The sequence below is a fragment of the Halopiger thermotolerans genome, assembly GCF_054654555.1.
This window is the reverse complement of sequence record NZ_BAAIEU010000004.1, coordinates 1,736,530-1,753,780: the sequence shown is the minus strand read 5'-3', so window position 1 is coordinate 1,753,780 and position 17,251 is coordinate 1,736,530. Positions and strand designations below refer to the sequence as shown.

Annotated in this window: 19 protein-coding genes and 1 tRNA gene; 10 read left to right on the top strand and 10 right to left on the bottom strand. The window is 67.9% G+C overall.

Features of this window, described 5'->3' with window-relative positions:
- Nucleotides 1-130 precede the first annotated feature (130 nt).
- Complete coding sequence (locus tag ACYQ26_RS16610) at nt 131-1,267, bottom strand: nucleotide exchange factor GrpE (protein ID WP_459809997.1); 1,137 nt, start codon at nt 1,265-1,267, stop codon at nt 131-133.
- 188 nt (nt 1,268-1,455) lie between these two features.
- Here ACYQ26_RS16610 and ACYQ26_RS16605 point away from each other — a divergent pair, with 188 nt between their 5' ends.
- Nucleotides 1,456-1,911: a response regulator gene (locus ACYQ26_RS16605; protein WP_459809996.1), complete on the top strand. Its 456-nt coding sequence runs from the start codon at nt 1,456-1,458 to the stop codon at nt 1,909-1,911.
- Between the two features lie 42 nt (nt 1,912-1,953).
- Here the strand turns inward: ACYQ26_RS16605 and ACYQ26_RS16600 are convergent, their stop codons facing one another.
- Nucleotides 1,954-2,388, bottom strand: a complete 435-nt coding sequence (locus tag ACYQ26_RS16600; protein WP_459809995.1) for a response regulator — start codon at nt 2,386-2,388, stop codon at nt 1,954-1,956.
- 274 nt (nt 2,389-2,662) lie between these two features.
- Between ACYQ26_RS16600 and ACYQ26_RS16595 the strand changes: the two genes are divergently transcribed.
- Entirely contained in the window at nt 2,663-4,093 is a 1,431-nt protein-coding gene (locus tag ACYQ26_RS16595) for a DEAD/DEAH box helicase family protein (RefSeq protein ID WP_459809994.1), read from the top strand.
- 52 nt (nt 4,094-4,145) lie between these two features.
- Here the strand turns inward: ACYQ26_RS16595 and ACYQ26_RS16590 are convergent, their stop codons facing one another.
- Nucleotides 4,146-4,718 (bottom strand): hypothetical protein, encoded by a 573-nt coding sequence (locus ACYQ26_RS16590; RefSeq protein WP_459809993.1) that lies wholly within the window; start codon nt 4,716-4,718, stop codon nt 4,146-4,148.
- 223 nt (nt 4,719-4,941) lie between these two features.
- Here ACYQ26_RS16590 and ACYQ26_RS16585 point away from each other — a divergent pair, with 223 nt between their 5' ends.
- The 3 genes from ACYQ26_RS16585 to ACYQ26_RS16575 all read left to right on the top strand — a co-directional run bounded on the left by ACYQ26_RS16585 (nt 4,942) and on the right by ACYQ26_RS16575 (nt 8,455).
- Nucleotides 4,942-6,474: a DUF790 family protein gene (locus ACYQ26_RS16585; protein ID WP_459809992.1), complete on the top strand. Its 1,533-nt coding sequence runs from the start codon at nt 4,942-4,944 to the stop codon at nt 6,472-6,474.
- Nucleotides 6,475-6,551: 77 nt separating this feature from the next.
- The gene (locus ACYQ26_RS16580) at nt 6,552-7,514 is read left to right on the top strand and encodes a VOC family protein (protein WP_459809991.1); all 963 of its coding nucleotides are present in this window, start codon (nt 6,552-6,554) and stop codon (nt 7,512-7,514) included.
- Between the two features lie 86 nt (nt 7,515-7,600).
- Nucleotides 7,601-8,455 carry an alpha/beta fold hydrolase gene (locus tag ACYQ26_RS16575; protein ID WP_459809990.1) on the top strand — a complete coding sequence of 285 codons (855 nt, stop codon included), beginning with the start codon at nt 7,601-7,603 and terminating at the stop codon, nt 8,453-8,455.
- Nucleotides 8,456-8,457: 2 nt separating this feature from the next.
- On the opposite strand, the gene ACYQ26_RS16570 is transcribed toward ACYQ26_RS16575, so the two are convergent.
- The 3 genes from ACYQ26_RS16570 to ACYQ26_RS16560 are packed head-to-tail and all read right to left on the bottom strand — an operon-like array spanning nt 8,458 to nt 10,302.
- Entirely contained in the window at nt 8,458-8,799 is a 342-nt protein-coding gene (locus ACYQ26_RS16570) for a DsrE family protein (RefSeq protein WP_459809989.1), read from the bottom strand.
- A 58-nt stretch (nt 8,800-8,857) separates the two neighbouring features.
- Nucleotides 8,858-9,394, bottom strand: a complete 537-nt coding sequence (locus ACYQ26_RS16565; protein ID WP_459809988.1) for a DUF7122 family protein — start codon at nt 9,392-9,394, stop codon at nt 8,858-8,860.
- Nucleotides 9,394-10,302 carry an RsmB/NOP family class I SAM-dependent RNA methyltransferase gene (locus ACYQ26_RS16560; protein ID WP_459809987.1) on the bottom strand — a complete coding sequence of 303 codons (909 nt, stop codon included), beginning with the start codon at nt 10,300-10,302 and terminating at the stop codon, nt 9,394-9,396. Before ACYQ26_RS16560 ends, ACYQ26_RS16565 begins: the two co-directional genes overlap by 1 nt.
- A 137-nt stretch (nt 10,303-10,439) precedes the next feature.
- Here ACYQ26_RS16560 and ACYQ26_RS16555 point away from each other — a divergent pair, with 137 nt between their 5' ends.
- Nucleotides 10,440-11,183, top strand: a complete 744-nt coding sequence (locus ACYQ26_RS16555) for a proteasome assembly chaperone family protein (protein WP_459809986.1) — start codon at nt 10,440-10,442, stop codon at nt 11,181-11,183.
- 33 nt (nt 11,184-11,216) lie between these two features.
- On the opposite strand, the gene ACYQ26_RS16550 is transcribed toward ACYQ26_RS16555, so the two are convergent.
- Complete coding sequence (locus ACYQ26_RS16550) at nt 11,217-11,507, bottom strand: PadR family transcriptional regulator (RefSeq protein WP_459809985.1); 291 nt, start codon at nt 11,505-11,507, stop codon at nt 11,217-11,219.
- 163 nt (nt 11,508-11,670) lie between these two features.
- Between ACYQ26_RS16550 and ACYQ26_RS16545 the strand changes: the two genes are divergently transcribed.
- From ACYQ26_RS16545 to ACYQ26_RS16530, 4 genes are all read left to right on the top strand, one after another.
- Nucleotides 11,671-12,654 carry an ABC transporter substrate-binding protein gene (locus ACYQ26_RS16545; RefSeq protein WP_459809984.1) on the top strand — a complete coding sequence of 328 codons (984 nt, stop codon included), beginning with the start codon at nt 11,671-11,673 and terminating at the stop codon, nt 12,652-12,654.
- Nucleotides 12,655-12,660: 6 nt separating this feature from the next.
- Nucleotides 12,661-13,386 carry an ABC transporter permease gene (locus ACYQ26_RS16540; protein WP_459809983.1) on the top strand — a complete coding sequence of 242 codons (726 nt, stop codon included), beginning with the start codon at nt 12,661-12,663 and terminating at the stop codon, nt 13,384-13,386.
- The gene (locus ACYQ26_RS16535; RefSeq protein ID WP_459809982.1) at nt 13,386-14,153 is read left to right on the top strand and encodes an amino acid ABC transporter ATP-binding protein; all 768 of its coding nucleotides are present in this window, start codon (nt 13,386-13,388) and stop codon (nt 14,151-14,153) included. Before ACYQ26_RS16540 ends, ACYQ26_RS16535 begins: the two co-directional genes overlap by 1 nt.
- A gap of 84 nt (nt 14,154-14,237) precedes the next feature.
- Nucleotides 14,238-14,981 (top strand): TOBE domain-containing protein, encoded by a 744-nt coding sequence (locus ACYQ26_RS16530; RefSeq protein WP_459809981.1) that lies wholly within the window; start codon nt 14,238-14,240, stop codon nt 14,979-14,981.
- 84 nt (nt 14,982-15,065) lie between these two features.
- On the opposite strand, the gene ACYQ26_RS16525 is transcribed toward ACYQ26_RS16530, so the two are convergent.
- The 3 genes from ACYQ26_RS16525 to ACYQ26_RS16515 all read right to left on the bottom strand — a co-directional run bounded on the left by ACYQ26_RS16525 (nt 15,066) and on the right by ACYQ26_RS16515 (nt 17,116).
- Entirely contained in the window at nt 15,066-15,206 is a 141-nt protein-coding gene (locus ACYQ26_RS16525) for a hypothetical protein (protein WP_459809980.1), read from the bottom strand.
- Between the two features lie 271 nt (nt 15,207-15,477).
- Nucleotides 15,478-15,552 (bottom strand) — tRNA-Glu (locus ACYQ26_RS16520).
- A gap of 148 nt (nt 15,553-15,700) precedes the next feature.
- Entirely contained in the window at nt 15,701-17,116 is a 1,416-nt protein-coding gene (locus ACYQ26_RS16515) for a DUF7343 domain-containing protein (RefSeq protein WP_459809979.1), read from the bottom strand.
- Nucleotides 17,117-17,251: the final 135 nt, after the last annotated feature.

Here is a 17,251-nt window from a genome sequence, read left to right as displayed (position 1 = left end):
GTCGCTATTCCGAACGAATTCGAGAGGCAGATTCGCAGACCGATCGTTCGCTCGAGCGGCGAGGTAAAAACCGGCTCGTTCTCGGGCGAAATAGGCGCCGTCGAGCGGCGACAAAGCGACCGGCTGTCGATTACTCGTCGGTCGACTCGTCGTCGGCGTCCTCGTCCGCGACTTCGCCGCCGAGTTCGATCGCGTCGTCGTCTTCGGAGTCGGGTTCGCTTTCCGCCGCGGCTCCGTCGCCGTCGGCGTCCGAATCGGCGTCACCCTCCGCGTCGGTCGTCTCGTCGGTTCCGTCGCTCGCGTCGGCCGCCGACTCGTCGTCGGTCTCGTCTTCGCCCTCTTCGTCGGCGAGTTCGCCGTTCGAGACCGTCACCTGCGCGTTCTGGATGACCTTGTCGCCCATCTCGTAGCCGGCGGTGTAGACGTCGGCGATCGTCCCCTCCGGCTGGTCGCTGTCGACGCGCATCATGACCTCGTGGCGCTGCGGATCGACCTCTGCGCCGGGTTCGGGATCGACCTCTGAGACGTTCTCGTCCTCGAGCACGCGGTCGAACTCACGCATGGTCATCTCGACACCCTCGCGCAGGCTCTCGACGTCGCCGCTTTCCTCCTCTAAGGCGCGTTTCAGGTTGTCCCGGACGTCGACGAGTCGCTCGACGAGGTCCTCGGTCGCGCGATCCTTGATCTGCTCCTGGCGCTTCTTGGCGCGCTTCTTGTAGTTCTGGAAGTCGGCCTGCTTGCGCTTGAGGCGGCTCTTTAAGTCCTCGACCTGCTCCTCGTACTCCGCGATCTCCTCGTCGCGCTCCTCGATGGCCCGCTCGCGGGCCTCGAGTTCGTCCTGGAGGTCGCCGATCGTCTCGGCCTGCGACTCGACGCGCTCGGTCAGGTCCTCGAGTTCCTCGCGCTGGTGTTCGACGGTTCTCGAGAGGTCCCGGGCCTGCTCGACGATCGCGTTGACCTTGCGCGCGAGTTCGTCGTCGTGTTCGGTGACGCGGTCCAGTACCTCTTGGACGTCGGCGCTCGTTTCCGGAGCGTCGGCGTCGGGTTCGTCGTCCGCGCTCGCGTCCGCGTCTGCGTCCCCGTTCTCGTCCGCGGTCGCGTCGTCGGTAGACGGGTCCGCCTCCGCGTTGGTCGTCGATTCGGATTCCGACTCCGCTTCCGATTCGCCGGGTGCGTCCGCCCGATCGGCGTCGGACGCGTCGCCGTCACCTTCCTCCTCGGACGGGACACCCCGGGCCGAGGCGTTCGTGCCCTCGTCTTCGCTCATGTTCGGGTCAACGAACAGCGGTAATAAAAGGGTTGAGGTACGAGCGGTCGGTCGGCGAGCCGAGGCGAACCCACCGCCGATCGCATCGCCGGCGCTTCCGTTCACCGCGTCTCGAGTGGCCCGACGAGCGAGGTTCGTACGGTCGATTTCGGCGAGCAACTTATACACTCCCGCCTGCAGGTTCAACCATGGATAGCCGCTCCTCGTCCCTCGCCGAAGCGCAACTACTGTTAGTCGAGGACAACCCAGGCGACGTCCGGCTCGTCGAGGAAGCGCTCCGTGACGGACAGATCGACAACCGCCTGCACACCGTTACCGACGGTCGAGCGGCGCTCGATTTCGTCCACCGTCGGGGCGAGTACGCCGACGCGCCCCGTCCCGACATCGTCCTGCTGGACCTGAAGCTGCCGCGCGTCGACGGGGAAGACGTGCTCCACGAGATCAAACACCACCCGGAACTCGAGGACGTTCCCGTCGTCATCCTCTCCGGCATGGACGAGGAGCGGATCGAGTCGCGCGACCTCGATCACGACGCCGACGAGGACGCGGTCATCGAGAAGCCGGTCGATCCCGACGAGTTCGTCGATATCATCCGCCAGTTCGAGGGATTCGGGCTGTCGATCGTCCGGACCGAGCCGTCGTAGCGCCGGAGGCCCCGGACCGGACCGACACACTGACGGCCCGTCTTACTGATCGCGATCGGACGGCGGTAACTCGACCCGGTCGAACCAGTACTCCTCGAGCGTCCGGACCATCTCGACGAACTCGTCGGGCGCTCGCGGTTTTGTCAGGTACGCGTTCACGTGTTGCTCGTAGCTCCGCCGGACGTCCTCGTCGGCCTCGGAACTGCTCAGGACCACCACGGGCAACTGCTCGAGGTCGGGATCGTCACGAATCGCCTCGAGCACCTCGAAGCCGTCCTTCCGCGGCAGATTGAGATCTAACAGGACGAAGTCGGGGCGGGGCGCCGACTCGTGTTCCCCTTCCTGGTGCAGAAACGACATCGCCTCGACGCCGTCCGTGACGACGTGCAGGTCGACGTCGAACGACGCGTCGCGAAAGGCTTCCTTCGTGAGTCGAACGTCCCCGGGGTTGTCCTCGATCAGTAGCACGTCCGGCACGGCGGTCGTGGTACGCGTATTTTCGTTCACGGTTTACGATGGGACCGGGTAGACGGACGGTCGTCTCCACCCGATGTAGACATTCGTTACTATCACCCCGTGTATATAACGACGGTCACAAATTGATTTGGCTCGAGCCGCGCCGCTCCGCCCGAACGGTCGGACAGTGCCGCAGGTTCGTGGAACGACGGATCTTCCCGCCGAACGGCCGACGGTGCGAGACGGAACGCGGAGAGCGAAACCGTGTTTACGCGTCCGCCCGTGGTCGTCGGTAGTGACGCAGGCCCACTCCGGGACCCCGTCCCCCGTCGAACTTCGGTACGAGGACGGGACGATTCGAATCGACGGCCTCGAGGAGCCGACCGTCCGCGCGGTCCGCGATTCAGTACCGGAACTCGAGGCCGATCCGCGAACCGACGGCTGGCGCGTCCCGGCGTTCCGGTACGCCGCCCTCCGCCGGGCGCTGACCGGCGTCGACGCGCCGCTCGCGGACGACGTGCTCGACCTCGACGGCGACGCGATCGCGGGGCTGCACTCGGCGTACGAACTCCGCGAGTACCAGCGCGAGGCGCTGGCGGCGTGGCTCGAGCGCGACCGCTGGGCGGACGGGACGGCTGCCGTCGACGCCGCACCCGCCGGCGTCCTCGAGCTCCCCACCGGCAGCGGCAAGACCGTCATCGCCCTGAAGGCCATCGAACGGCTCGCGACGCCGACGCTGGTCGTCGTCCCGACCATCGACCTGCTCGAGCAGTGGATCGGCGAACTCGAGACCGAGTTCGACCGTCCGATCGGCCGCTTCGGCGGCGGCGAGCAACGGCTCGAGCCGATCACCGTCTCGACGTACGACTCGGCGTACCTGAAGGCCGACGCGGTCGGCGACCGGTTCGGGCTCGTCGTCTTCGACGAGGTCCACCACCTCGGCGGCGAGGGGTACCGCGAGATCGCCCGGCTGCTGGCCGCACCCGCGCGGCTGGGCCTGACCGCGACGTTCGAACGCCCCGACGACGCCCACGAGGTGATCGAGGAGATCGTCGGCCCGCTGGTCCACCGCGTCGACGTCGACGAACTCGCCGGCGACCACCTCGCGAACTACGACGTCAAGCGCCTCGAGGTCGACCTCACGCCCGAGGAACGCGAGGAGTACGAGCAGGCACAGGAGACGTTCTCCGACTACCTCGCGCGCTCGAACATTCGAATGCAGAGCGGCTCGGACTACCAGGAACTCGTCAAGCGGTCCGGCTCGGATTCCGAGGCCCGCGAGGCGCTGCTGGCCCGCCAGCGCGCCCGCGAGATCGCCCGCGGGAGCGCGGCGAAGATCGAGGCCCTCGAGGGGATCCTGGACGCCCACCGCGGCGAGCGCACGATCGTCTTCACGGCGTACAACGACCTCGCGTACGACGTCAGCGAGCACTTTTTGATCCCGACGATCACCCACCAGACGCCCGCCGCGGAGCGCCGGGAGATCTTAGAGCGGTTCCGCGAGGGGACCTACAGCCGGATCGCGACCTCGAACGTGTTAGACGAGGGCGTCGACGTGCCGGACGCCTCGATCGCGGTGGTGCTCTCCGGCAGCGGCAGCGAGCGGGAGTTCACCCAGCGGCTCGGCCGGATCCTGCGGCCCAAGTCCGACGGCGGCAGGGCGCTGCTGTACGAGGTCGTCGCCGCGGATACGTCGGAGGAGCGGGCGGCCGAGCGACGACGGTAGGGCACGTGACCGTGGGCCGTGGAGTGGGTGGGATATCGGCTGTCGGCACGACTCAGTACCGCTCGACGTTCCACTCGCCGCCTAGTTCCGCCCGCTCGCACGTCTCCGTCGCGCCGTTCTCGAACGTCGAAACGCGCCCCGATTCCTCGCTCAGCGTCAGCGTCGCCACCACGTTCGGCCGCCGCGAGGTGTCCAGGGCGCTCATGTGACGCGATCCCATCCAGTCCTCGTACTCGTCGCGCTGCGGGGCCAGATCGTCGCGTTCGTCGGGCATCAGGTCCGTCACGCGGACCATCTGTTCCTGAACGACGCCGTCGACGCTGACGATCACGGCGCCGTCCCGCGAGCGGGCGACCTCGCGCGCCGTTTCGAAGAAGTTCTGCAGGTCGAGACAGACATCGCGACAGCGATCGACCGGCCACCGGTTTCGGCCCATCGGCTCCGCGAACCGCTCGATCGACGGCCCCGTGACGACCGCGACGTACAGCCCCGGGCCCCTGACGAACTCCTCGTCCCAGCGGTCGAACGAGAGGCTGATCCCCTCGAGCGCGTAGCGACAGCAGTCGATCAGCTCGCGGACGCCGTCGTGGTCCTCGTAGGGAATCCAAAGGTCCGAATCGCCCATAGGCGCCGTTCGGGAGCGGCGGCCGTAATCCCGGTGCCTGAACGAGCGAGAGCGCTACTCGTCGCCATCGTCGTCTCCGCCACCGTCGCCCCGAAGCGCTTCGGGGAAGAACGGCGAGCGTCGTCGTTCGATTGTCCGGACCCGACGTCGTCGTACGCGGGGACGAGAACGGCCGTCTCGCCGTCCGGACCACTTTTGACCGCGCCGCCCCGACTCGAGGTAGATGCTGACGAAGGACCTGCTTCGCGTCTCGCGGGCCGGCGGGGGCTACCACCCGCAGTTCGCCGGCCGGGAGCACCGGCCGCTGGCCGCCCGCGTCATCGGCACCTACCAGGGCCACGTCGGGCAGTCCCGCGGCGACCTCGAGGAGGCCCTCGAGTCGCTCGAGCGCGAGAGCGACGACTTCAAGCTCGTCCGCGGGTTCGCCGCCCTCCTCGAGCGCGAAGCGACCTTCGAGACGGACGCCGAAATCGACCCCGAACGCGCCCGGAAGGTGGCCTTCGAGGCCGCCGAGGCCGTCGGCGTCGTCGACGAGGACGAGCGGGCGATGGCGCTGATCCAGGCCGCCGAGCCGCTGGAGGTGTCGGCCGACGACCTCGAGCGGGCGCTCTATGCTGACCTCGAGGATCGGCAGGTGTTGACCGCGGTCGAGCCTCGCTGGGACCCCGACGGCTTACTCGACCAGTACAACCTGTCGCTCGCTCAGACCGCGCTGTTCGACGCGACCGAGGTGCGCGTGCGCTCGAGCGATCCGAAGGCGCTGATCTCGGCGATCAAGCGGCTGCGGCTGATGTACGAGATCCGCATGGATCCGGACGGCAGCGACGCACCCGCGGACGGCGCCAGCGACCGCGAGGTCGTCGTCACCGGCCCCACGCACCTCTTTCGCGCGACCCGGCGGTACGGCACCCGGTTCGCGCGGCTCCTGCGGACGGTCGCGGGCGCCGAGGCGTGGCACCTCGAGGCGACGATCGACGACCGCGGCACCGAACGGACGCTCGAGCTCTCCCACGAGGATCCCGTCGCCGTCCCGGACGCCGAACCCGTGACCGACGTGCAGTTCGACAGCGGCGTCGAGGCCGATTTCGCCGCCCGCATCGAGCAGCTGGACCTCGACTGGAAGCTCGTCCGCGAGCCCGAACCGCTCGCGACGGGGACGCGGGTGATGATCCCCGATTTCGCGTTCGAGTACGCACACGGCGACTTCCGCGTCTACCTCGAGATCATGGGCTTCTGGACGCCCGAGTACGTCGAGAAGAAGCTCGCGCAGCTCGAGGCCCTCGAGGACGTGGACCTGCTGGTGGCCGTCGACGAGTCGCTGGGCGTCGGCGAGGAGATCGCCGCGCGGGACCACCGGGCGATCCCCTACTCGGGCGCGGTGCGGGTCAAGGACGTCGTCGACGTCCTCCGGGAGTACGAGCGCGACCTGGTCGCCGAGAGCGCGGCCGCGCTGCCGGACGAACTCGTCCCCGAGGACGACGTCGTGAGTCTCGAGGCGCTGGCGGCCCGCCGTGGCGTCGGCGCGGACGCGCTCGCGGACAAGCGCTTCCCCGAGCACGAGCGGGTCGGTCGGACGCTCGTTCGGCCGGCGGTACTCGAGGCCCTCGACGGGGAGATCGAGCCCGGAATGGCGCTCGAGGAGGCGGAATCGCTCCTCGAGGAGCGCGGGCTGTCGGACGCGAGCGCCGTCCTCTCGCGGCTCGGCTACCGCGTCGAGTGGGAGGGGTTGTCCGGCGGGACGATCGTCGAGCGCTGAGTCGTCGCCGGCACTTTCTCGTCCTGTACTCGCGTTCACACCGACCGTTATTCCCCTCGAGCGCGTACGAACGAACCATGCCCGAGGACACGCGCGGCATCCACCACGTCACCGCGATCGCCAGCGATCCCGAGCGCAACTACGCCTTTTACACCGGAACGCTCGGCCTGCGACTCGTCAAGCAGAGCGTCAACCAGGACGACGTCTCGGTCTACCACCTCTTTTACGCCGACCACGAGGGGACGCCGGGGACGAGCATGACCTTCTTCCCGTACGTCGACGCCCGTCCGGGGCAGGTCGGCACCGGACAGGTCAGCACCGTCTCCTTCCTCGTCCCCGAGGGCTCGATCGACTACTGGCGCGACCGCCTCGAGGGCGCGGGCGCCGAGCCCGAGGAACCGATCGAGCGGTTCGGCGACACCGTCCTTCCCTTTACCGACCCCGACGGCCTGCCGCTGGAACTGGTCGCCCGGGCGGAGGCGCCGCCGGCGAACCTCCCGGAGAGTCCGGTTCCCGAGGAGCATGCGATCCGGGGCTTTTTCGGCGTGACGCTCTCGCTGACCAGCGCCGACCCGACCGTCGAACTCCTCGAGGACATGGGCTACCGGGAGACCGGACACGAATCCGGGACCGAGGGCGGCGGCCCCCGCCACCGTTTCGAGACGGACGGCGACCTCGGCTTCGTCGTCGACGTCGAGGAAGACCCGCAGGCGCCGCAGGGGCTGCCCGGCGCCGGCACCGTCCACCACGTCGCCTTCGAGGTCCGGGAGGATCAACAGGAGGACTGGCGCGAGTTCCTGATCGACAGGGGGCTCCGCCCGACGGAGATCATCAACCGCAAGTGGTTCAAGTCGGTCTACGCCCGCGAGTACGGCAACGTGCTCTTCGAGTTCGCGACGAAGGAGCCGGGGTACACCGTCGACGAGGACCTCGAGGAACTCGGCGAGCGGCTGGTGCTGCCCGAGTGGCTCGAGGATCGACGCGGGGAGATCGAAGCCGGGTTGCCGCCGCTGTCGGCGGAGCCGGAGGCGGAATCGTGAGAAGCCGGTAGTTACGCGCCGCCGACCACGGCACGAGCGCGTGCAACCGTTTTCCCGCTCGCTCCCGTCCGATGGCTCGAGACCGCATGTCAGTATCCGACGCGCGAACGGCGACGAAGACTGGACAGTTCGCGGACCGCTATCCCTACCTCCGGATCGGCACCGGACCGAAGACGCTGCTGGTGATCCCCGGGCTCGGCGACGCGATGTTCGACGGCGAGTACGGTCGAGGGGAAACGTGGTTTTTCCGGCGGCTGCTCGACGAGTTCCTCGACGAGCACACGGTCTACGTCGTGAGCCGACCCCGCGGATTGGGCGACGACGAGTTTATCGAATCGATGGCCCAGGACTACGTCCGGCTCCTCGAGTCCGACGTCGGCCCGGCGTCGGTGCTCGGCCTCTCGATGGGCGGCCTGATCGCTCAGGAAGTCGCCCGCGAACGCCCGGACCTCGTCGAGCGGCTGGTCGTCGGCGTCTCGGGCTGTCGCCTCGCGGCGACCGGCCGGCCGATCGTCCGCCGACTCCGCAGCCTCGCGCTCGAGGAGGACTGGCTAGCGCTCCGGTCGCACCTCTACGAGCACATGTTCACCGGCGCGCGCGGCCGCCTCTATCCGCTGCTCTCGCGGACGGTGGGCCGACTGCAGCCGCCGACGCCGGCCGTGCCGGGCGACGTCGTCACCTCCCTCGACGCCGTCCTCGAGTACGACGGCAGCGATCACCTCGACGGGATCGAGCCCCGGACGCTGGTCATCGGCGCGACCGAGGATCCGTTCTTCTCCGAATCGATCCTCCGGGAGACCCACGCCGGCCTGCCGGACTCGCAGCTGGCGATGTACCGGGACGGGAAACACGGCGTCTTCCTCGAGAAGCGAGCGGGATTCACCGGCTGGATCGAGCGGTTCCTCGAGGGCGAGACGGTTCGCGTGTCACAGCGGTCGTAGCTCTAGGGCCGCAGGTACGCGTACCCCTCCTCGCTCTGCAGCCGCGTCACCTCGACGGCCCCCTCGGGAACGGTCTCGATCCCCTCGACGAGGTCCGACTCATCGAGATCGAGCATCTCGAGGGTGTTGCTGCAGGCCCTGAACGCGACGTCGTCGTCCAGTAGCTCCCGGACCTGATCGGCGGTGTCCGCGTCGGCTCTGACCGCGTTCATGCCGTCCGCCTGGACGACGATCGCGACCTCGTCGACGCGGTCGGTCTCGTCCTCGAGGAGGTTGCGGGCGATGGCGAGGGCGGTTTCCTGTTCGTCCTCGTCTCCGGAGAGGAGGTGTACGACGGTTTTCATGCTATTCGAACAACACGGCAGCGGATAGAAGGCCTGCTGCTTGCGAGGACCGATATGGTCAGAGGTCTCGCCGACGCCCCTTCGGCACCAGCGAGCGGAGTTCGCCGTGCAGGTAGAGGCCGACGCCGAGCGGCTCGAGCTCGTTAGCGACCTCGTGGGCGGCGATCAGATACCCCCAGTCGCCGTCCCAGCGCTCGAGGGGCTGATCCTCGCCGGCCGCGAACTTGCGAGCCTCCTCGCGGTCCAGTTCGATCACGCACTCGTCGGCGTACGTGCCGAAGCGCTGCACGAAGTCCGTGGTCGGCTTCCAGTGTTCCTGCCGGGTGCGCAGGCAGGTCATCCCGATGGCCTCGATCTCGAGCGGCGTCGGCGCCTCGCCAGCGTAGATCCAGATCTTGCCGGCGCCCTTTTCCCAGAACGTGTGGTCGTCGAAGGTCGCGGCCGGGATGCCGAACCGGTCCTCGAAGTACTCGAGGACCTCCTCGCGGCTGACGCGGCCCTCGACGGTTCGCTCGTCGAGGGTCGCCGGCAGCCGGTCGAACCGCTGGCCGTCGTTCTGCTCGAGTTCCGGTTCCGATTCCGGTTCGTCCCCCATCAGGCGGTCACCTCCAACTTCGCGACGAAGAAGCCGCCCGTGTCGTTGTGGTGCGGGTAGATCCGCGCCGCCTTCTCGAGGATCGCGTCGAACTCGTCCCCGTCCCACTCGGTGAGCCCGGGCGCGTACTCGAGGTCGAGATCGAAGTCGACGACGCGACAGTCCTCCTCCTCGAGGGCGTGCTGAACGACGGCCTCGTTCTCCTCCGGAGCGAAGGTACACGTCGAGTAGACGACGGTGCCGCCCTCGCGGGTGGCCTGGATCGCTCGCCGGAGAATGCCCTTCTGGATGCCCGAGACCGAGGCGAGGTGGTCCTCGGACCAGTCCTCAAGCGCGTCGGGGTTCTTCCGGATCGTCCCCTCGCAGGAACAGGGCGCGTCGACGAGCGTCCGGTCGAACTCGTCGAAGTCGAACCGCTTGAGGGAGTAGTTGCGCGCGTCATCGTTCGTGACCGCGAGGCTGGTCGCGCCGAGGCGCTCGGCGTTGAACCGCAGCGCCGAGATCCGGCCGAGGTTGCTGTCGTTCGCGACGACCGTCCCCCGATCGTCCATCAGCGCCGCGATCTGGGTCGCCTTCCCGCCGGGGGCGGCACAGCAGTCCCAGACGCGCTCGCCGGGCTGGGGATCGAGGACGACCGGCGGCACCGCCGAGACCTCCTCTTGGCCGTGGGTGAAGCCGTGGAACGAGGTCCACGTCGACCCCGGCGAGTCCGTCTCGAGGCGCAACACGCGCGGGTTCCAGTCGGCCTGCTCGTAGCCGACGTCCTCGCGCTCGAGCGCCGCGAGCGTCCGCTCGACGGACGCCTTGATCGTGTTGATCCGGACGGCGTTGCCGAGCGGCCGCTCGCAGGCCTCCAGAAACGCGTCGAAATCGTCGATGATCGGTCGATACCGCTCGAGTGGCTCCATTACCGCCGGATTCGAACGCCCGGCGTTTGTGGGTTTCGAACCGCTCGAGGCGAGGGGATGTTCGTCCCGTCGCCGCGACCACCGGCCCTCCCCATCACGGCCGCAATTTTATGAGACGGCCGCGACTCGTTGGAAATATGGCTCAAATTCGTCCGCGCGACGTCGATATCGAACTCGAGAGTCCGACCCTCGTCGAGGGGTTCCCCGGCGTCGGTCTCGTCGGGAAGATCGCGACCGACCACCTCGTCGACGAACTCGAGATGGACTACTATGCGAGCGTCGACTGCGACGGCCTTCCGCGGATCGGCGTCTACCGCGGCGGCGACCAGCAGGCCCGGCCGCCGGTCCGGCTCTACGCCAGCGAGGAGCACGATCTGCTCGCGCTGCAGAGCGACGCGCCGATCTCCTCGCAGGCCGTCTCGAACGTCGCGGAGTGCATCACCAGGTGGATCGTCGACCAGAACGCGACGCCGCTCTACCTCAGCGGGCTCCCCGCCGAGCGCGAGGAGGGACGGCCGAGCATCTACGGCATCGCGACCGGCGCGTCCGTCGAACTCCTCGAGCGCCACGACGTCGCGGCGCCGCCCGAGGACGGCGTCGTCACCGGGCCGACGGGGGCGCTCATCAACCGCGCCGCGCAGCGAGAACTCGACTCGCTCGGAATCGTCGTCGAGTGCAGCCGGCAGTTCCCGGATCCGGAGGCCGCGAGCGTCCTACTGGAGGACGCCATCGGACCGATCGCGGAGGTCGAGATCGACGTGGGGGAACTCCTCGAGCGCGCCGAGGAGATCCGCGAGAAGCGCGAGCAGTTCGCCCAGCAGATGCAGGCGATCGCGGAGGACGAGAGCTCGCAGGCGCAGCCGCTGCGGATGTACCAGTAACGGCAGGTCGAGTCCGGCCGATCGGCGTAGCGATCAGGCGACGATCCCCTCGATGTACTCGCGCTCCCACGACTCGCGTTCCTGCAGCGCTTCCTCGCCGTCGTCGGTGATCTCGTAGTAGTTCGTTCGCCGGTCGAGTTGCCCCTTCTCGACGAGTCCCTGGTTGACCAGCGTGTCGAGGTTGGGGTAGAGCCGACCGTGGTTGATCTCCGTGTCGACGTCGTCCTCGATGTGCTCCTTGATCGTCTGTCCCGACGGCTGCTCGAGTCCGGCGATGACGACGAGCAGGTCGCGCTGGAAGCCGGTCAGTTCGAAGAGTGTCATAGTACGACGCACGGAACCGTCCAACGGTGTTAGTTGTCGGGTTTGGGACTGCTATTGCAGGCGCCCGCGGCCCGCCGACGGCATCGACCGACCGGTTCCGCTTTTCGAAATGAGTTGAAACATTAACAAAAATTATTTCATGACTCGGCACATCGTGGTATCCATGCCGATACAACGACGAAAGTTCATCGCGACGGTGGGGAGCGCGGCCGCTGCAGGACTCGCCGGCTGTTCGGCGCTTCAAGGCAGCGGAACTGGAAGCGGGAATCAGAGCGGAAACGAAAGCGACAGTGGAAGCGGCGGCAGCCAACCGGGGATCACCGGCGAAACGCTGACGCTGACTACGACGACCAGTACCTACGACACGGGGCTGCTCGACGCGCTCAACGCCCCCTTCCAGGATCACTACGGCGTCACCGTCGACGCCGTCGCGCAGGGGACCGGCGCCGCCCTCGAGACGGCCCGCAACGGCGACTCCGACGTCGTGATGGTCCACGCCCGCTCGCTCGAGGACGAGTTCATGCGGGAGGGGTACGGCGTGAACCGGCGCGACCTCATGTTCAACGACTTCGTCATCGTCGGCAGTTCCGAGGACCCGGCCGGGATCGGAGACACCGAGTCGGCGACGGGCGCGTTCCAGGCCATCGCGGAGTCGGAATCGCAGTTCGTCTCCCGGGGCGACAACTCGGGGACCCACACCAAGGAACTCGTCATCTGGGAGGAGGCCGGACTCAATCCGGAGAACTTCGGCGACTGGTACATGGCCGCCGGCCAGGGGATGGGCGAGGTGCTCACCCAGGCCAGCCAGCAGGGCGCGTACACGCTGGCCGACCGCGGGACCTTCCTTTCGATGCAGAGCGACATCAACCTCGAGATCCTCGTGCAGGGGCCGATCGAGGGCGGACCGGAGCTGCTCGCGAACCCCTACGGCGTCATCGCCGTCAATCCGGCCGTCCATGAGAACGTCAACTACGATCTCGCGATGGCCTACATCGGCTACATCACCAGTCCCGAAGGCCAACAGATCATCGAGAACTACACCGCCAACGGCCAGCAGTTGTTCTTCCCGCGGGCTCTCTCGGAGGAGCCGGACTTCCAGCAGTACGTCCCCGAGGGATGGAGCGCGTCGAACAGCACCGACTCGTAACCCGGCATGCTACTCGCACTCGGTCGCATCGCCGCGGACCCGCTCGTGCTCGCTGACTTTCCCTTCGAGTGGAACTACATTCGGAGCATCGTCCGGGTCTCGCTGTACGTGAGCGTCACGGCGGTGACAGTGAGCACGCTGGTTAGCCTTCCGATCGCGCTCGTCGTCGGGTTCAAAGACTTCCCCGGGAAGGGGTTGCTCACGTCGATCATCAACACCGGAATGGGCTTTCCCAGCGTCGTCGTCGGGCTCATGGTCCTCTTTATGGTTTCCAATCAGGGCCCGCTGGGCCCGCTCGAGCTCATCTTCACGACCGAGGCGATGATCATGTCGCAGTTCGTGCTCGCGGCGCCGGTCATCACCGGCGTCAGCCTCGCCGCGGTCAGCAGCGTCGAGCAGAACGTCCGCGACGCGGCCTACGCGATGGGCGGCACCCGCCTCGACGTGGCGCTCGTGACGATCAAGGAGGCCCGCTACGGCATCGCGACGGCGGTGCTCGCGGGCTTCGGCCGCGCGATCAGCGAGGTCGGCTCCGTGCTCATCGTCGGCGGCAACATCGCCGGACCGGACGGCACCTCCAAGACGCGGACGCTCACGACCGCGATCTCGCTCGAGGCCCGGCAGGGCCGCTACGAGACGGCGATGGTGCTTGGCGCGATCTTGCTCGTACTCGTGCTGGTCGTCAACGCGATCGTGGTGCGACTGGGCAGCGACGAAGGAGGGCGGTACTGATGGCGCTCGCCGCAACCGACGTCTACCACGGCTACGGCGACGAGACCGTCCTCGAGGACGTCTCCCTGTCGGTGACCGCCGGGGAGGTCGTCGCGATCATCGGCCCCTCCGGCGTCGGGAAGTCGACGCTGCTCCGGCTGCTGGCGCTGTTCGACGCGCCCGACCGCGGGACCGTCGAGTACGACGGCGTCGACGTCTGGGAGGCGCCCGAACGGGAGCGACTCGAGTACCGCCGCCGGATCGGGATGGTCTTTCAGGACGCGAGCCTGTTCGACGCGAGCGTCCGGCGCAACGCCGAGTACGGGCTGCGAGTGCGGAAGTCGTGGTCCGAGCGCCTCCGGCACGAACTCGCGAGCCTCGTCGGAAAGCGAAACGGCACCGGCGACGCGATCGAGGCCTTAGACACCGTCGGCCTCGCCGAGAAGGCCGATCAGAACGCGGACTCGCTCTCCGGCGGCGAGGCCCAGCGAGTCGCGTTCGCCCGCGCGCTCGCGTACGATCCCGACGTCCTCCTGCTCGACGAGCCCACGTCGGACCTCGACCCTCGGAACACCGCGGTGCTCGAAGACGCCGTGCTCGAGGCGCGGTCACAGGGGATCGGCGTCGCGATCGCGACCCACGACATGCACCAGGCCGAGCGGATCGCGGACCGCGTCGCGGTGTTGCTCGGCGGTGGGATCATCGAGGTCGGACCGACCGAGCGCGTGTTCGATGCGCCGGCCGACGAGCGAACCCGGAAGTTTATCGACGGAGAACTGGTATACTGAGAGGAACCGCGCCGTAGCGGCGATCGGTACTGCGGCCACCGCCCTCGCGATCACGGTTGCGGACCACGAGCACGGCCACGGACCATGACGATCGAACGGGACTACACCACGAAGCTCGCGATCGACGACGTCACGATCGACCGTCGGGACATCGAGATGCTGGACGCGATCGAGCGGTGCGGCTCGATGCACCGGGCCGCCGAGGAACTCGGCCGGTCGTACGCGCGCCTCCAGAATCGCGTCGTCGAGATCGAGGAGGCCGTCGGCCAGATCACGGAACGGAAACGCGGCGGCAGCGGCGGTGGCGGAACCGAACTGACCGAGACGGCCCGCAAACTGCGCCGGCAGTTCGACCGCCACGACGCCGCACTCGACGGCGTCGCGCGGGTGACCGAATCCGTCTTCGCGGGCACCGTCCGGGACCGAACCGGCGAACTCGCGACCGTCGAGACCGCGGTTGGACCGATTGTGGCACTCGCGCCCGAGGGCGCAAGCGACGTCCAGCTCACCGTCCGGTCCGACGCCGTCGTCCTAACTGATCCCGACGAAACGCCGCGCGCGAACGAAACGAGCCTTCGAAACCGGTTTCGGGGCACCGTCGCGAAACTCGAGCCGGGCGACGAGATCACGAGGGTCACGATCGATCTTACGGCCGGCGCCGGTTCAGACCACGATCCGGACGCGACCGAAGCGGCGCTCGAGGCGCTGGTCACGAACGCCAGCGTGGACCGGTTAGCGCTGAAACCCGGCCGCGAGATCACGGCGTCGTTCAAGGCGACGGCCGCGCGAGCGGTCAGCGTCGACGCCGAGACCGACGACTCGCCGTAGTCGGGATCGAGATCGGAATCGACGTCCGCCACCGCCGAAAAACGATCGACCGGTACCGACGGCACGTCGGCCCCGGCGGGGGAGTTACGCTTCCGCCGCGACGCCGAGTTCCTCGAGTTCCTCGTCGGCGTGTTCCTCGCGCAGTTCCGCCTCGCTGTGCTCCTCGAGGAGCGCTTCGCGCTCCGCCTCGCTCAGTTCTTCGACGGGCTGGAAGTGGTGACACATATCACGCGGCGATAGCGCCCGGTGCCGTAAAAATGCACACCCGGAGTATGCGGGGGCCGTCCGCTCGTGGCGGCTGAGAGGCCTTCCCGTCGTATCACCGCCGCAGTCGAATCGGCGGTGACGGATCAGACCGAGAGGCGTCGTCGGCACCGACGCTATCCGCGGTCGGGCGGTTCGAGCCGCTCGCGGACACGCGAGCTACGTGAAACGAGTGACGAGTAGAGACGAACTGCTCACTGTTGAAAGGAAAATCACCCGTAAAATGGGGGAGTGCTCCGACGGGGATTTGAACCCCGGTCATTGCCTCGAGAGGGCAATATGATTGGCCGGACTACACTATCGGAGCGCACCGCACGTCGCGTCTGCACTCAATCGTAACGCGGTCGGATGTTTAAGCATTCCGTTTCGATTCGGGAGTGATTCGCCGTACCACGGGAGGGTGTGGCTACTGAACGGCGGACGGGAACGCCACGTTACGGCGGGACGCCGTCGGGTTACTCGTCGAACGGCGATTTCGTCGCCTCAGGTTCGAAGCCCTCGAGGCTGATGATGTTCTCGCGGCCGACCCGGAGTTTGCTGATGGTCCCCTCGTCTTCCATGTCCGAGAGGAGCATGCTCACCTTGGATTTGGACCAGCCGGTTTCCTCGACGATGTTGACCTGCTTCATGCGCCCGCCGTTTTCGCGGATGAGTTTGACCACGCGGTCCTCGTCGGTGAGGAGTTCCTCGTCGGAGAGGGGGCCGGAATCGGCGTCGGTACCGTCGTCGGGTCCGGGCCGGGAGGCGTCGTCGCTCGAGGCCGCCGTCGCGGCCGCGGCCGCCGGTCCGGTCGACGCGGCGGTTTGCTCCGGGCCGGCCGGGCCCGCCGCGTCGTCCCCGGATCGCCCGCGGTCAGAATCGCCGGCCGCCGTAGCGGGGTCGTCGGTCGATCCGTCGTCAGCGACCGGACCGCCGCGGCGGCGGTACCAGACGGCGCCGCCCCCAACTGCCAGCAGAGCGGCGAGGCCGGCGGTGACGACCGGCCACGACGGTCCGGCCCCCGTCGCCGACGACAGGACGCCGCCGCTGCCTCCGGTGCGATCGAAGACGACGCGCGGCCGGCCGTCGAAGAACTCGCGTTCGCCGCGCCATCGGACCGATTCGACGTTCTCGAGTGCGGTGTCCGAGGTTTGGCCGTCGTACCGGTAGGTGTAGTCGCCCTCGGGTTTGACGCGTTGGAAGGTGAGGCCGTCGCCGGCGGCGATGACCATGGACTGGTCGGCGGTCAGGTAGAGGTTCTGGAAGACGTCGCCGACGACGACGGCGTCGGCGTCGGTGGCCGCGAACCCGTCCCAGCGAAACGACATTTCGACGACGCCCACCGGATTGAGCGGCCCCTCGACCCGCGCGGAGCGCTCGAAGTTCGTCGCCGCCATCTCCCGGCCGGTGAGCTCGGTGCCGGACTCGACCATCGCCCGGGCCTGTTCGGTAAAGAGGGTGTAGAGTTCGGTCTCGGTCTCCTCGAACTCCGCGGCGAAGCTCTCGAAGCTCTCCTCCGAGGTATCGTTGTCCCCCTGGCCGAGTTGCTGCTCGTAGCTGAAGGTCCACGTCGCCGAGCCGTTCTCGTGGACGGTGACCTTGAACGTCGTCTCGTCGAAGTCGGCGGCACTGACCTCGAACTGATTGAACGACGCGCGTGTCGGCGTTTCGACGGTCGCCGCTGGCGGTGACGATTCGAGGGAGACGGAGTGGTGAGCGGACGAGCGGGCGTCGGTTTCGGGACCGAACTCGGCGGGCGCGCTCGAGTCGAATCCGGACCCGGGCCCGAATCCGGCGTCGGCACCCGCGAGCAGTATCGGTCCGCTCCCTGCGGCCGAGGCCGTGAGGACCAAAACGAGGGCGATCACTCCGACGGGGCCCGGCCGAGTCATTGGTTTGGAACTACGCGCGGGGGCTAAAAATGCTTGTGAATACGCGAGTCAGTAGCGTGATACGTTCGTGCTACCGCCGCGGACGAGGGTTGCAGAGCGACGACCGCCGCGACCAGCGGTGAGGAGACGCAAACG